We start from the raw sequence: 15,489 nt of genomic DNA on the forward strand, positions 1-15,489 counted from the left end.
TGTTTGAAAAGGGGTCGTTCATGACCCCAATGTATTGGAGAAACCTATGAGTCATTTTCTGGATCGATTGAATTATTTTTCAAACCCCAAGGAAGCTTTTTCTGGTGGACACGGCGTGACCACTGGCGAAGACCGCACATGGGAGGACGCCTACCGTGACCGTTGGGCACATGACAAAATTGTGCGTAGCACCCACGGCGTGAACTGCACCGGTTCGTGTTCGTGGAAGATCTATGTCAAGGGCGGCATCGTCACTTGGGAAACCCAACAGACCGATTACCCACGCACACGCCCAGACCTACCCAATCATGAGCCTCGCGGCTGTGCCCGAGGCGCATCGTATTCTTGGTATTTGTACAGCGCTAACCGCGTTAAGTACCCCATGATCCGTGCCCGCTTACTCAAGCATTGGCGTGCCGCTTTGGCCGTGGCTAAGAGCCCGGTTGATGCGTGGACCAGCATTGTTGAAAACCCCAACGCTCGCCTTGAATGGCAAGAGCAGCGTGGCTTGGGCGGCTTTGTGCGCAGCACGTGGGAAGAGGTCAACCAGATCATCGCGAGCGCAAACGTCTACACCATCAAACAATATGGCGCGGACCGCATCATCGGTTTTTCACCGATCCCAGCTATGTCCATGATCAGCTATGCCGCAGGTAGCCGTTACCTGTCTTTGATCGGTGGCGTTTGCATGAGCTTTTATGATTGGTATTGCGATTTGCCGCCCTCCAGCCCCCAAGTTTGGGGCGAGCAAACCGACGTGCCTGAATCGGCAGATTGGTACAACTCCACTTTCATCATTGCGTGGGGCTCCAACGTGCCGCAAACGCGCACGCCCGATGCTCACTTCTTCACCGAGGTGCGCTACAAAGGTGCCAAGACGGTCGCTATCACTCCCGACTATGCCGAGATCAGCAAATTGGCCGATCTGTGGATGCATCCCAAGCAAGGCACCGACGCTGCCATCGCTATGGCGATGGGCCACGTGATTCTCAAAGAGTTCTACTTTGACAAGCGCAGTGCTTATTTTGACGACTACGTGCGTCGCTACACCGACATGCCCAACCTGGTGCAACTCGAAGAGCGCACGCTGCCAGATGGTCGCAAGGTCACGGTGCCAGGTCGCTATTTGCGAGCCAGTGATTTCAACGGCAAACTCGGACAAGACAACAACCCCGAGTGGAAAACGGTCGCACTCGATCAGGCCGACCGCATGGTTTTGCCGAACGGTTCAATCGGTTTCCGCTGGGGCGCCGAAGGCCGCAGTGATGCAGGTAAATGGAACCTCGAGGACAAAGAGGCGCGCGGTGGCAATGAAGTCAAGCTCAAACTGAGCTTGATGGAAGGTGAGGGCGCTGACTACGAAGTGGGCGAGGTCGCTTTCCCGTATTTCGGCGGCATCGATACCCCCAACTTCAGCGCCAACAAACAAGCCAGCGCGGTAGACGATGTGCTGGTACGCAAGGTGCCCGTGCGTCGCATCAAACTGGGCAAGGCCGGTGAAGAGCGCTATGCCTTGGTCGCCACGGTGTTCGACTTAACGGCTGCCAACTACGGCGTCGGTCGTGGTCTGCCTGGCGAAGATGCAGCTGCCAGCTACGACGACGATACCCCTTACACACCTGCATGGCAGGAAAAAATCACTGGCGTGAAACGCGATCAAGTGATCGCTGTCGCACGCCAGTTTGCCGACAACGCGGACAAGACACGCGGCAAGTCCATGGTCATCATCGGCGCGGCCATGAACCATTGGTACCACAGTGACATGAACTACCGCGGCATCATCAACATGCTGATGATGTGCGGCTGTATCGGTCAAAGTGGTGGCGGTTGGGCGCACTACGTGGGTCAGGAAAAATTGCGTCCTCAAACTGGCTGGACCGCTTTGGCGTTCGCCTTGGATTGGGTGCGTCCACCCCGCCAAATGAACAGCACCAGCTTCTTCTACGCGCACACCGACCAGTGGCGTTATGAACGACTTGGCGTGGAGGAGATTTTGTCGCCCTTGGCAGACAAGACCAAGTTCGGCGGCAGCATGATCGACTACAACGTGCGTGCTGAACGCATGGGCTGGTTGCCCAGTGCACCGCAACTGCAAACCAACCCGATGCAGGTGGTCAAGGATGCCCAAGCCCAAGGCATGGACCCCAAAGAGTACGCAGTCAAATCGCTCAAAGACGGCAGTCTCAAGATGAGCTGCGAAGACCCAGACCACCCCTTGAACTGGCCGCGCAACATGTTTGTGTGGCGTTCCAATATTTTGGGTTCGTCTGGCAAAGGCCATGAGTATTTCCTCAAGCATCTGCTCGGCACCTCACACGGTGTGCAGGGCAAAGACTTGGGCGCTGAAGAGGCTAAACCCACCGAAGTGATTTGGCACGACAAAGCGCCTGAAGGCAAACTCGACTTGCTGGTCACGTTGGACTTCCGCATGAGCACCACCTGTTTGTATTCAGACATCGTGTTGCCCACCGCCACGTGGTACGAAAAGAACGACCTCAACACCAGCGACATGCACCCCTTCATCCACCCCTTGTCGACAGCGGTGGATCCAGCGTGGCAAAGCAAGAGCGATTGGGAGATCTACAAAGGGTTTGCCAAATCTTTCAGCGAAGTGTGCGTCGGTCATTTGGGTGTCGAAAAAGAGCTGCTGCTTACCCCCCTCATGCACGACACGCCTGCCGAATTGGCGCAAGCGTTTGATGTGCAAGAGTGGAGCAAGGGCGATTGCGATCTGATCCCCGGCGTGACGGCGCCACAGATCAATGTCGTCGAACGCGACTACCCCAACACCTACAAGCGCTTCACCGCATTGGGGCCACTGCTGGAGAAGCATGGCAACGGTGGCAAGGGCATTGGTTGGAACACGGACGACGAAGTGCATCAGCTGGGTGAACTCAATGGCAAGGTTCGCGCCGCTGGCGTGACACAGGGTATGCCAAAGATCGAAACCGACATCGATGCCTGTGAGGTGGTGTTGCAACTCGCGCCTGAGACCAATGGCCATGTCGCCGTGAAGGCTTGGGAGGCGTTGGGCAAGATCACAGGGCGTGACCACACGCATTTGGCCTTGCACCGCGAGGACGAAAAAATTCGTTTCCGCGATATCCAAGCGCAGCCGCGCAAGATCATCAGCTCGCCGACTTGGTCGGGACTTGAGAGCGAAAAAGTGTCGTACAACGCGGGTTATACCAACGTGCACGAATACATCCCATGGCGCACGCTGACGGGTCGTCAACAGTTCTATCTTGACCATCCTTGGATGTTGGCCTTTGGTGAAGGCATGACCACCTACCGTCCACCGGTGGACTTGAAAACTGTGGACGAGATGCTCAATCGCCGTCCCAACGGCAACAAGGAAATCTCACTCAACTTCATCACACCGCACCAGAAGTGGGGCATCCACAGCACCTACAGCGACAACCTGCACATGCTGACGCTGAACCGCGGTGGGCCTGTGATTTGGCTGAGTGAAGATGATGCGAAGAGCGCAGGCATCGTCGACAACGACTGGGTGGAATTGTTCAACAGCAACGGTGCGATTGCGGCCCGTGCTGTGGTGAGTCAACGTGTCAATCGTGGCATGGTGATGATGTACCACGCTCAGGAAAAAACGATCAACACCCCGGGCTCGGAAATCACCGGCATCCGGGGCGGTATTCACAACTCAGTGACGCGCATCGTGACCAAGCCAACCCACATGATTGGTGGCTACGCCCAGTTCAGTTACGGCTTCAACTACTACGGAACCATTGGCACCAACCGCGACGAATTTGTCGTGGTTCGCAAGATGCTCAAGGTCGATTGGTTAGATGACGAAGCGCCTGCAACGGTTCAGGCTTGAAGGAGATACATATGAAAATACGCGCACAAATTGCCATGGTCCTGAACCTGGACAAATGCATCGGTTGCCACACCTGTTCGGTCACGTGTAAAAACGTGTGGACCAGCCGTCCCGGCGTGGAATACGCTTGGTTCAACAACGTCGAGACCAAGCCCGGCATTGGCTACCCCAAAGAGTGGGAAAACCAAGACAAATGGAATGGTGGCTGGACCCGTAAGGCCGATGGTTCGATCGAACCCAAGCAGGGTGGCAAGTGGAAGCTGTTGATGCGCATTTTTGCGAATCCAAACATGCCTCAGATCGACGACTACTACGAACCGTTCACTTATGACTACGAGCACCTGCAAAGTGCACCCGAGTCCAGGGCCACCCCCACGGCACGTCCACGCAGCTTGATCACAGGTCAACGCATGCAGAAGATCGAATGGGGTCCTAACTGGGAAGAGATTCTGGGCGGCGAATTTAGCAAGCGTAGCAAAGACGCCAACCTCGCCAACTTCGACCAAGTCCAAAAAGAGATGGTCGGCCAGTTTGAAAACACCTTCATGATGTATTTGCCACGCCTGTGCGAACACTGTTTGAACCCGACCTGTGTGGCCTCGTGCCCGTCAGGATCGATTTACAAGCGTGAAGACGACGGCATCGTGTTGATCGACCAAGACAAGTGTCGCGGTTGGCGCATGTGCGTGAGCGGCTGCCCTTACAAGAAGATTTATTACAACTGGCAAAGTGGCAAGGCAGAGAAGTGCATCTTCTGCTTTCCACGCATCGAAGCGGGTCAACCCACGGTGTGTTCAGAAACTTGCGTGGGGCGTATCCGCTACCTCGGTGTGGTGCTGTATGACGCAGACCGCATCGCTGAAGCCGCGAGCACGGAGAACGAAAAGGACTTGTACCAAGCCCAGCTCGACATCTTCCTCAACCCGCATGATCCCAAGGTGATTGCGCAAGCCCGCTTAGACGGCATCCCCGAGTCTTGGCTCGAAGGTGCGCGCAACAGTCCGGTCTACAAAATGGCGATTGATTGGAAAGTCGCGTTGCCACTGCACCCCGAATATCGGACGCTCCCGATGGTGTGGTACGTGCCACCGTTGTCACCCATCACGGCGGCTGCCAATGCCGGCCATGTCGGCATGAACGGCGAGTTGCCTGATGTGTCGCAAATGCGCATCCCCGTCCAGTACTTGGCGAATTTGCTGACCGCTGGCGACATTGCCCCCGTCACCCGTGCCCTCGAACGCATGTTGGCCATGCGCGCCTACCAGCGCGGCAAACATGTGGATGGTGTCGAGAACTATGCCGTGTTGGAGCAAACCGGTTTGACCGTCGCTCAAGTCGAAGAGATGTACCAAATCATGGCCATCGCGAATTACGAAGATCGCTTTGTGATCCCAAGCTCGCACCGTGAATATGCAGAAAACGCCTTTGATGTGCGTGGTGGCTGCGGCTTCTCGTTTGGCAATGGTTGCTCTGATGGGCAGTCCGATGCCAGTTTGTTTGGCGGTGACAAACGCCGCACGATTCCGATTCAACCTGTCGTCTAAATCGAGGCTCCTATGAAACCCATTCGTTATTCCCTACGCGTGTTGTCGCAGTTGCTGTCGTATCCGGACGCTGAGCTGCGTCAGCAACTCCCCCTGCTGTTGCCAGTGCTCGAAGAAGAGGGCGCGCTTAGCTTGGCGCGTCGCACCGAACTGCAAGCCTTGGTCACGCACCTGTTGCGTCTCGACACATTGGATGCCGAGGCGCGCTACGTCGAGACCTTCGACCGTGGCCGTGCGACTTGTCTGCACTTGTTTGAACATGTGCACGGCGACTCTCGCGACCGTGGTCCGGCCATGATCGATCTCACCAAAACGTATGAGCAATCAGGCCTGTTCCTTGCCCCTGAAGAGTTGCCTGACCATTTGTGCGTGGTGTTGGAGTTCGCTTCAACCCAAACGCCTGAGGTGGCCAAAGCATTCTTGGGTGAAATGGCGCACATCTTGAACGCCATCTTCAGTGCCTTGCTCAAACGCGAAAGCCCCTACGCCGTGGTGGTGGCTGCCGTGCTCGAGCTGGCAGGTCACAAAGCCCAAGCCGTTGCGATAGCCGCGGAAGAGTCACTCGACGACAGCTGGAGCGAGCCCGAAGCCTTTGATGGCTGTAGCACGCGTGGCCAGGCCCGTCCGGGTGATGTCCAACCCATTCATTTCGTGAAAAAGGCATCCAGCCACACGCCGGGAGTTTCAGTATGAGCTACTTTGACCATTTCATTTTTGGCCTCTACCCGTACATTGCACTGAGTGTGTTTTTGCTCGGAAGTCTGATCCGTTTCGACCGCGATCAGTACACATGGAAGAGTGATTCTTCTCAACTCCTGCGCAGCGGTCAGTTGCGTTGGGGTAGCAACTTGTTCCATGTCGGCGTGTTGTTTTTGTTAGGCGGACACAGCGTGGGCATGCTCACGCCCCACTTCATGTATGAACACTTCGTGACGGCTGGCGACAAGCAACTGTTGGCCATGGTCTCTGGCGGTGTGTTTGGCGTGATGGGTTTCATCGGGGTAACGGTGCTGTTGCACCGCCGATTATTTGATGTGCGCATCCGTGTGAACAGCAAGCCGAGCGATATTGTGTTGTTGGTGTTGCTGTGGGTTCAGTTCGCTTTGGGCTTGGCCACGATCCCGCTGTCTGCACAGCATCTGGATGGCGGCATGATGCTCAAGCTCGCTGAATGGGCGCAACGCATCGTCACCTTCCGAGGTGGTGCGGTGGAGTTGTTGTCTGAAGCCAGTTGGATCTTCAAGGCGCACATGTTCTTGGGCATGAGCATCTTCTTCATCTTCCCGTTCACGCGGCTGGTGCACGTCTGGAGTGGCTTTGGTACCTTAGCCTATGTGGTGCGTCCGTACCAGTTGGTGCGCAGCCGTCGTATGGGCATGACGCCCCGCGTGCCACTCAGCCGTCGTTGAAATTTCGCACCCCACACATTCAGGACTCCACCATGACGATTCATACCTCCCATGAGAACCAGAGCAACACGTCAGAGGGCTGCGGCAGTGGCTCTTGCGGTTGTCAGAGCGTTGATGCTGCCGCGATCGCAATCGCCAGCATCAATGGCATTGCTTTGCAAGCGCCCGGCGAAAGCGTGGATCACGAAACCTTGCGTGAGCGGGCCTATTCCGAATTGTTGCGTCAAGAGGCGGTCAGGCTCGGGCATTTGCCACCGCACACGGGCTTGATGGCGCCGACGTTGTTGGCTGAACAGCAAGACATCGTGGACCGTATGCTTGAGACCGAAGTCGTCTCGCCGCAACCCACACAAGAAGAAGCCAAACGGTATTACGAGGCACATCAGGCCCAGTTCACCGTGGGTCAGGAGCGCTTGGTACGCCACATTTTGTTTGCCGTCACACCCGGTGTGAATGTGCAAGCGTTGGCACAACGCGCAGAGGCTGCCTTGCTTGAGTTGTCGCACAAAGACGTGGCCCCTGAGCGCTTTGCCCAGTTGGCTGGCGAGTTGTCAAATTGCCCGACGGGCGCGCAAGGCGGCGCACTCGGTTGGCTGACCCCTAACGACTGTGCGCCAGAGTTCGCCAAAGAACTGTTCTACCTGCAAGAGTCCAGCCAAGGGACCGGTCTGCGCCCCCGCTTGGTGCACACACGGTTTGGTTTCCATCTTGTCGATGTGCTAGATGTGAACCTAGGGCATCTGCCAGACTTTGAAACCTTGAAGGCGCAAATTGCATCCCGTTTGCAATGGCAGTCCCGCGCCACCGCGCTGGGGCAATACATGCGTCGCTTGGTGGGCTTGGCGCATGTCACAGGGATTGAGCTGGATGGGGACGCCTCGTCCTTGGTGCAATGATGCCACCCGCGCCGCCGGAGTCTTCTGATGAGCTGCTGCATCGCTTGCAGCGTTTTCACGCGGACTATTTCCCGTTGCACCAACAACGGTTTCAGGACTTGGTGGCGCAAGGACAGCATCCCAAAACTTTGTTCATCGGCTGCTCTGATTCCCGGCTGGTGCCCTATCTGCTGACAGGGGCAGGGCCTGGTGAGTTGTTCATCGTGCGCAATGTCGGTGCATTGGTCCCGTCCTATGACGGCTCGCATGGTCTACACGGCACCATGGCAGGGATTGAGTTTGCTGTCCTCATGCTGCACGTGAAAAGCATCATTGTGTGCGGCCACAGCCACTGCGGCGCCATACGCACAGCCTACGAGGGTGCACCCGAAGAAGCCAAAGCATTGCAAAACTGGTTGCGCTTGGTGGATGAAGCCTTGTTACCTGTGCAACCTTGCCCTGAGGCGCTCTTGCGCACGGAGCAACGGTCGGTGGTGTTGCAGCTGGAGCGGCTGATGGACTACCCGATGGTCAGGCGCGAGGTCGAGGCAGGGCGCTTGAAGCTGCACGGTTGGCACTATGTGATTGAAGAGGGTGAGGTCCATGTGTTCGACGTACAGCGCGGCGACTTTGTGCCCGCATCGCGTTCGACTCACAGCGGAACGGGTCCTTTTACGCCACATGTGGAGCATTTGAATGAGTGATGTCGAGAAAGAGAATCAGCTGCTCATGGTGAGCCAAGTGATGGCCACGCGACAAACCATCTTGCCAAAACGGCTCATCGAGCCAGGGCCGAGTGCTGTAGAAATAGAAAAATTGTTTTTGGCTGCGTCGACGGCACCAGACCACGACCTCATCAATCCTTGGCGATTCTTGGTCATCCCTGCGCACAAAAGAGAAGACTTGGGTGAGCTGTTCGTGCAAGCGCTCAGTGAGCGCGATCCAAGCGCGACCGATGAACAACTTGAACAAGCCCGCGACAAGGCGCGACGCTCGCCCTTGCTGATGGTGTTGATCGTGGATGCGGCCAAAGGCGACCCAGAGATTGACATGCATGAGCGTGTGTTGAGTGCCGGGTGCGCGGTGCAAAACTTCATGCTGCTGGCCAACGCCATGGGCTACGGCACGGGCCTGACGAGCGGTAAGGGGCTCAAGGCCCAATCGTTCCGATCGGGTTTGCAGCTCAATCGCTCCGAGCATGCGATTTGTTTTTTAAATGTCGGAACCGTGAGCTCGCGTAAGCCTTTCAAGCCACGGCCTGAGGCTCATCAATTCGTTCAAGTTTGGGGAGATTGACCATGGTTCATTCAGCTGCGGTAGGCGTTGGTCTACCTGGGCATCGATCCCCCAGCGTTGGTTTTGAAGCCCCGTTTGAGATGCTCAGCGCTTGCCACGAACGTGTGGAACGCATGTTGGCTTTGCTCGTCACACTACGACACTATTTGTTAGAAAACGGCTGGGACAGCCACGCATCTAAGGCGGCCACCGACGTCATTCGTTATTTTGATATTGCGGCTCCGCATCACCACTTGGACGAGGAGATGCATGTGTTCCCAGTCGCCCTAGCCCTGAATGACACTTCGCTAGATGCTTTGGTACTTCGACTCAAGCAAGACCATATTGAAATGGAAAAAAGCTGGGTCGTCGTGAAGCAATTACTGGAGTCGGTGGTGAATGCTGATGTCAACTCTTGGGACGCGTTCAACGATGCCGATAACGGAGCACTAGATGCCTTTGCTGCGGCCTACAAAGAACACATCAATCAAGAAGAGTGGGATGTTTATCCTGCGGCCAAGCTTGCGTCTAGCAACGATCAATTAGATGCCATGTCGCATGAAATGATGCGCAGGCGAGAGCAGACTGGTGTTTTGACAAATCAGGAAATAACGAATTAAGTCTGAACTAGATCGGAGAGGGGATCTTACTTATTGGTTTTTGTAGCTTGCTCTTTTAAGCTTACAAAAGTTAACTTATTTTAAACTAACTCTACAACAGCACGGAGTTGAGAAGGACTGCTGTAAAGATATGCGGCGGTGGTTTGAATACTGCGATGGCCAGCTAGCGTTTTGAGCAAGTGGATAGCAGTGCCTTTGTTGGCCAGGTTTGTTAGAAACGTTCTTCGCCCGCTGTGACTGCTAGCGCCTTCAAGTCCTGCACCTTCGTAGAGCAGGGCAAATGTTTGTGCCAAGCTGTTCGCGTTAAAGCCAGCCTTGATGCTTTTTTGGCTAGCAAAGAATGGGTAGTTGCGATCCACACACTTTGTTTGTGCTGCGTAGGCCTGTAATTCTGCTTTTAGTTTAACGCTGACAAACACAGTGCGAGCATGACGGCCTTTAGTCATGTCGGGCAGCAATCGGATCTCATCTTTAATCTGCCCATCGCTTTTTGTGACGTCGCTCCAGCGTAAGCAGGCCACTTCGCCGACTCTTAAACCTGCCCAATGTGTTAGCAGCATCATTGATCTGTTGCGAGCTGCGTACTTGCGTGTGTTGATATACGTTAACAAGCGATCAATTTCAGTAGTTGTAAGTGTCTTTGCTTGTGCCATGGTCTTATCTCCTAAATCATGTGTTTGGACTTCCCACGCAACTGTAGACAAACTCAAGCCTCAAATTGAGGCGCGTTCAAACGCCTCTGGACTAACGCCACCCAAATGGCTGTGGCGTCGGGTTCGATTGTAAAAAGCTTCTATGTAATCAAATACATCTGCCCGAGCCAGATCACGGGTTTTGTAAATGCGCTTGCGAATTCGTTCTTTTTTCAAAGAACTGAAGAATGACTCAGCCACTGCGTTGTCCCAGCAATTGCCACGACGACTCATACTCGGCAACAGTTGATTGGCATCACAAAACCGTTTCCAGTCATCGCTGCCGTATTGGCTACCTTGATCTGAATGGACGATCACCTCCTGATTAGGTTTGCGACGCCATACAGCCATCATCAACGCATCCAAGACCAGCTCTTTAGCAATCGTAGGTTTCATGGACCAGCCAACCACTGCACGCGAGTGCAAATCTAATACAACTGCCAAATACAGCCAACCTTGCCATGTTCGAATGTAGGTAATGTCCGTTACCCATACACGGTCTGGCGCGTCAACTGTGAATTCACGATTGACACGGTTGGGCGCAAGAATAGACGGACGACCCTTAACGGACTTAGGACTTTTGTAGCCCCTCACAGCTTGTATCTTGTGGCTGCGCATGATCCGCTCTACGCGATGCTTGCCGCATGTCTCGCCAGCTTCTCGTAAATCGGCAAACACGCGCGGCGAGCCGTAGACGCCGCCACTGGCCGCATATGAGTCACGGATCAGGCCAAGTAGGCGTTCATCTTGAATCGCACGATTTGAGTTTGGCTGGTGTAGCCAAGCATAAAAACCTGCACGCGCGACCTTCAACACCCGACACATCGTTGCTACTTTGTATTCATGCCGATGATCATTAATGAAACGGTACTTCACTCGAGCTCCCTTGCAAAGTACCGAGCGGCCTTTTTTAGAATATCGCGCTCCTCCTCTGAACGATGAAGTTGAGCTCTTAGTCTGAGAATTTCACTTTTTGCAGCAAGCAGCTCGGAAGCTTGTTGGTCGGTTTTGTCTGGCTTAACAGCATTAACCCACTTGTAGAGGCTGTGCGCTGAAACGCCAAGCCTTGCTGAGACTTCAGCGACTGAATAGCCTCGCTCGATGATTTGACGAACTGCTTCGTCTTTAAATTCAGGGGTAAAACGTGGTGGCGACATGGTCTGCTCCTATGAAGAAATCATAGGCCCGAGCTGTCTACTGCACCGTGGGAAGTCCATTTTGACATCATATTTGTCTACTGATTTGGGGGAATGCCATAACTACTATATAAGTACATGACTATACTACAACTATACTACTTTGAGGCTTTTGTAAGTGGATAAGTCGTTGATTTAAATGAGGAAATTGGCAAACTGCCATAGTCTTCACACTGTGGGGGTCGCAAGTTCGAAACTTGCATCGCCCACCATTTTTGCCAAATCTGAAAGCTATCAATCACTTAGGTTGTTTTCAGAATTTACTTTAGAAGAGTTACACAGATGCTTCCCTCGGAAGCATTTTTTTTGCCCATCAAAAGCGGCACCTGTTGTTTAATGCATCGCGCGCGCGCATAGGATCCGAATAAATTCTTGAACAACTAGACTGGGTTTGTCGGAGCTAGTGATTGCAAAGATTTCAGACTCCAATTGCTTTCCTTTGATTGGAACGAAAGCCACATCTGTTCTATTGTTTTTGGCTACTGTCTTGCCAACCAGCGTGATTCCAAGTCCAGCGGCAACCAGGCCCAATGCTGTTTGAATTTCTTTTGCTTCGTGGCCTACGTTTGGTGTTGCGCCATGTTCTTGAAGATAGTTCAGCGATTGACTTGCAAATTTACTGAATGGGTCTTTGGGGAATGAGATGAACGGCAAGCAATCTAGCTCGCTAGGTGTCACAGTTTTTTTCTTGGCTAGAGGGTGATTGATCGGAATGGCAGCCACTAATGGGTCTCGAATGAGAGGGATGTAGATCATGTCCTTTTCTTTTTCATACTGACCTATTTGCCGTGAAATGCCGATATGAATAGTTCCCTTGCGGATATTTTCAGCCTGGTGCTCACTCAACATCTCATCAAGATCAATACGAATCTTGGGAAACTCCTCTCGCATCACTCGAACAGATTCGGGAATCAGCGAGTGCAGGGTAGATCGCACAAATCCAATGCTTAGCCAGCCATAGTCACCAGAGGCTATTCCCTTGGCCTCGTTCTCCATTTGTCTGGCATTGGATAACAACGCCTTCGCCTTCGGGTAGATGTACTGCCCCAGCGTTGTCAGACTCATAGGTCGTGTGGATCTATCAAAAAGTTTGCCCCCTAAGGACTCCTCAAGGTTCGATAGCTGCATGCTGACCGCCGTTGCTGCAATGTGCAACTTTTCCGCCGCCAAGTTTGCGCTTCCGGAATCAACGATCTGACAAAAAACTCTTAGGTGTTTTAAGTTCATAAAAAATTGAACATATATTCAAAATATAGACATTGATTTCAAATTATATGTATCTAAGAATTGGCCAAATTTTAAAAAAGAGGAGAAGTATTCATGGGCAGTGGAATATCAATACACCCTTGCGCGCCAAGAAACGATGCCGCTGTAGCGGCTTTGTCTGGACTGCCGTCCTCCGTTATCAGCGATGTGATGGGACGGTTGGTCGGTACAACGGGGCTGAACCTGGTCAATCGAACCAACTTAACTGTTTGCGGAGTTGCTGTGACTGTCAAAGTAAGAGCAGGGGACAACCTGCTCATTCACAAGGCTTTGGATATGTTGCGCCCAGGTGATGTCTTGGTCGTCGATGGAGAAGGCGATGTTTCTCGTGCATTAGTGGGCGAAATCATGATGACCTCCGCCATCGTTCAGGGCGCTATTGGGTTTGTCATCGATGGAGCCGTTCGTGACTCTGAAGCGTTTGAGGAACACCCATTTCCTTGTTGGGCACGAGGCGTGAATTTGCGAGGCCCATACAAAGACGGCCCAGGCTCAATTAATTCGCCCGTCACTGTTGGCGGAATGCGGGTCAATCCTGGGGACATCATTGTTGGCGATGCTGATGGTGTTGTTGCCGTGCCTCCGACTGACGCGCTGTTACTTGGAAAAATGGCTCACGACAAAGTATTGGATGAGCAAAAAATGATTGCAGACATTAAGTCCGGGACCTACAGCTCGGCATGGGTAGATGCACTGATTAAACAAAAAGGAGACTGAGATGACATTGAAATTTATTTCCCAAATCGTTAAGAAGCAAGCGTGCTCTATTCTTTGTGTAGGACTCTCTTGCGTAGCCGTGAGCGCTTGGGCTGCTTATCCCGACAAGCCGATCAAAATTATTGTTCCGTGGGCAACGGGTGGGGCGACTGATCAGGTTGGACGTTTGATCGCTCAACCCCTTTCGCAAGCGCTGGGCGTCCCCGTGGTTGTGGAAAACAAGGCGGGTGCTGGTGGTGTGATTGGCACTCAGTTGTTTGTAAAAGAAAAAGCGGACGGCTATACGTTGTTGCTTGCAACCAGCTCCACAAATGCCGCTGCTCCGTATCTTTATTCAAAACTTGGTTTTGATCCGGTGACTGATTTCACCCCTGTGGTTTCGCTGTGTTCCATCCCGAACGTGATGGTGGTGCCAACTAAGTCGCCTTGGAATTCACTCAAGGACATCGTGGATGCGTCTACAAAATCACCCGGTAACTACACCTATGGTTCCGCTGGTATCGGAGGGTCGCAACACTTGGCGGGTGCTCAATTTAAAACAACAGCGAACATTGATATACGCCATGTGCCCTACAAAGGGAGTGGGCCTGCTGCTCAGGACTTGGTCGCTGGTCACATCGACATGATGATTGATACGGGATCGCTCGGTAGCATCAAAGGTGGATTGTTGCGACCTATTGCAGTTGCTTCATCCAAGCGACTTACAGTTCTGCCGAATGTTCCAACATTCAATGAGGCTGGCGTGCCAATGGTTGCCTCTGCTTGGTATGGGATTGTTCTTCCAGCAGGAGCCTCAGCCGAAGTGGTGAATCGACTCAATGCTGAAATCAATAAGATTCTGAAATCTAAAGAAGTCAGCAACAAGCTGGTTGATATGGGGGCTGAAGTGATGGGTGGTACATCCGCTGAATTCGTCAAATTTACCAGCTCTGAGTTGAAGCGTTACGAAGCGATCGTCAAAAACTCTGGCGCTCCCAAAGAGTGATTCATCAAGTCCCTTTGACTTTTCTACGCCACTTTCTTTCCCCCCTTGTATTTTTGCTGAACACGCCCATTTAGGTGTCATGTGGGCGTGCTTTGCGAAGCCGTCACATCGGTGCTGCACAATGCAACGCCGCTGAAGTGTTCAGATTGGATTGAAAGGTAGTCAAACCCATGTTTTCTCGATGGTTGAAATCTGTTGTTGCGGGTGCATTGGTGCTCAGTGCCACGCTTGCCTTGGCGCTGCCCACACCCAAAGACATTGAGGCTGCGGTGGCTGCTGGCCACTACACGCAAGCCGAAAACATGCTGCGTGAGGTGCTGCAAGACAAACCGCAAAGCGCCAAAGCGCATTACGAATTAGGCCAAGTGTTGGCCCACGAACAGCGCTACAAAGATGCGCAAACCGAGTTGCAAAAAGCCAAGGACATCGATCCGTCTTTGAAGTTCGCGATCAGTCCCGAAAAATTCAACACCGTGTTCGCCAAAGTGAGTGAGTTGGCCGCTGCGCCATCGTCTTCTGTGGTGATGGCTCCTTCCGTTGCACCCGGCACGCACGCTGCCACTCAAGCTGCACCTGCACCCACTAGCGGCGGTTCATCGCTGACTTATGTGTGGCTGGCCATTGCGGGCTTGGTTGTGGTGGGCTTGTGGCTGCGTCGTTCTGCGGCTGCCAACGCCAACACGGCCAGCTATGCGCCTGTGGCCACCCCCATGGGCACGCCACCCGCACCGCGTGGCTTTGGTGCTCAGTTCACACCCAATGCGCCGCAAGGCGGCTATGCCCCTCAAGGTTACGCACAACCCACGGGTGGTGGCTCGACCATGACAGGCGCCGTGGTGGGCGGTTTGGCTGGCGTGGCCGCGGGTTACGCTTTGTCCAAAGCCTTAGAAGGCGACCACCACACCTCCGCCCCATCTTCTGCGGGCGCATCGTCTTCCGCTGGTAACGGCGGTTATGTGCCGTTTGACACACCTGCCCAGCCCGACTTGGGCGCTTTCGATGCAGGCTCCGGCAGCGATTGGGACAGTGCCGACTCCGGTGGCGGCAGCGACGACAGCTGGTAAGCGCT

Annotated in this window: 14 protein-coding genes; 11 read left to right on the top strand and 3 right to left on the bottom strand. The window is 53.7% G+C overall.

Translation table 11 applies throughout. From position 1 onward, the window contains the following. Positions 1-46 precede the first annotated feature (46 nt). From B9Z44_RS12690 to B9Z44_RS12725, 8 genes are read left to right on the top strand one after another with little or no spacing between them, the layout of a single operon-like run. Positions 47-3,841: a nitrate reductase subunit alpha gene (locus B9Z44_RS12690; RefSeq protein ID WP_108402601.1), complete on the top strand. Its 3,795-nt coding sequence runs from the start codon at positions 47-49 to the stop codon at positions 3,839-3,841. 11 nt (positions 3,842-3,852) lie between these two features. Further along, positions 3,853-5,385: a nitrate reductase subunit beta gene (gene narH, locus B9Z44_RS12695; protein ID WP_108402602.1), complete on the top strand. Its 1,533-nt coding sequence runs from the start codon at positions 3,853-3,855 to the stop codon at positions 5,383-5,385. 12 nt (positions 5,386-5,397) lie between these two features. Beyond that, a complete protein-coding gene (narJ, locus tag B9Z44_RS12700) occupies positions 5,398-6,078 on the top strand; it encodes a nitrate reductase molybdenum cofactor assembly chaperone (RefSeq protein ID WP_108402603.1) in 681 nt (226 codons plus the stop codon). Next, positions 6,075-6,794, top strand: coding sequence for a respiratory nitrate reductase subunit gamma (narI, locus tag B9Z44_RS12705; RefSeq protein WP_108402604.1), 720 nt, complete (start codon positions 6,075-6,077; stop codon positions 6,792-6,794). The genes narJ and narI overlap by 4 nt, the downstream gene beginning before the upstream one ends. Before the next feature lie 32 nt (positions 6,795-6,826). Next, positions 6,827-7,690, top strand: coding sequence for a peptidylprolyl isomerase (locus tag B9Z44_RS12710; RefSeq protein WP_108402605.1), 864 nt, complete (start codon positions 6,827-6,829; stop codon positions 7,688-7,690). Beyond that, positions 7,690-8,373: a carbonic anhydrase gene (locus B9Z44_RS12715; protein WP_108402918.1), complete on the top strand. Its 684-nt coding sequence runs from the start codon at positions 7,690-7,692 to the stop codon at positions 8,371-8,373. The genes B9Z44_RS12710 and B9Z44_RS12715 overlap by 1 nt, the downstream gene beginning before the upstream one ends. Then, on the top strand, positions 8,366-8,965 hold the full coding sequence (locus B9Z44_RS12720; protein WP_108402606.1) for a nitroreductase family protein: 600 nt from the start codon (positions 8,366-8,368) through the stop codon (positions 8,963-8,965). The genes B9Z44_RS12715 and B9Z44_RS12720 overlap by 8 nt, the downstream gene beginning before the upstream one ends. A gap of 2 nt (positions 8,966-8,967) precedes the next feature. Then, entirely contained in the window at positions 8,968-9,564 is a 597-nt protein-coding gene (locus tag B9Z44_RS12725) for a hemerythrin domain-containing protein (RefSeq protein WP_245912819.1), read from the top strand. 80 nt (positions 9,565-9,644) lie between these two features. On the opposite strand, the gene B9Z44_RS12730 is transcribed toward B9Z44_RS12725, so the two are convergent. The 3 genes from B9Z44_RS12730 to B9Z44_RS12745 form a co-directional block, all read right to left on the bottom strand. Next, positions 9,645-10,217 (bottom strand): tyrosine-type recombinase/integrase, encoded by a 573-nt coding sequence (locus B9Z44_RS12730; protein ID WP_108402607.1) that lies wholly within the window; start codon positions 10,215-10,217, stop codon positions 9,645-9,647. A 60-nt stretch (positions 10,218-10,277) separates the two neighbouring features. Continuing rightward, a protein-coding gene (locus B9Z44_RS12735) for an IS3 family transposase (protein WP_211308706.1) occupies positions 10,278-11,413 on the bottom strand; the annotation gives its coding sequence in 2 pieces (ribosomal slippage) (positions 10,278-11,170 and positions 11,170-11,413; 1,137 coding nt in all). 372 nt (positions 11,414-11,785) lie between these two features. Then, positions 11,786-12,679, bottom strand: a complete 894-nt coding sequence (locus B9Z44_RS12745) for a LysR family transcriptional regulator (protein ID WP_108402608.1) — start codon at positions 12,677-12,679, stop codon at positions 11,786-11,788. Between the two features lie 93 nt (positions 12,680-12,772). Here B9Z44_RS12745 and B9Z44_RS12750 point away from each other — a divergent pair, with 93 nt between their 5' ends. The 3 genes from B9Z44_RS12750 to B9Z44_RS12760 all read left to right on the top strand — a co-directional run bounded on the left by B9Z44_RS12750 (position 12,773) and on the right by B9Z44_RS12760 (position 15,484). After that, positions 12,773-13,435 (top strand): RraA family protein, encoded by a 663-nt coding sequence (locus B9Z44_RS12750; protein ID WP_108360167.1) that lies wholly within the window; start codon positions 12,773-12,775, stop codon positions 13,433-13,435. Between the two features lies 1 nt (position 13,436). Beyond that, the gene (locus tag B9Z44_RS12755) at positions 13,437-14,420 is read left to right on the top strand and encodes a Bug family tripartite tricarboxylate transporter substrate binding protein (protein WP_108360166.1); all 984 of its coding nucleotides are present in this window, start codon (positions 13,437-13,439) and stop codon (positions 14,418-14,420) included. Between the two features lie 170 nt (positions 14,421-14,590). Beyond that, positions 14,591-15,484 (top strand): tetratricopeptide repeat protein, encoded by an 894-nt coding sequence (locus tag B9Z44_RS12760; protein ID WP_108360165.1) that lies wholly within the window; start codon positions 14,591-14,593, stop codon positions 15,482-15,484. Positions 15,485-15,489 lie beyond the last annotated feature (5 nt).

Origin of the sequence: Limnohabitans curvus (assembly GCF_003063475.1) — a bacterium.
GTDB classification, from domain to species: domain Bacteria; phylum Pseudomonadota; class Gammaproteobacteria; order Burkholderiales; family Burkholderiaceae_C; genus Limnohabitans; species Limnohabitans curvus.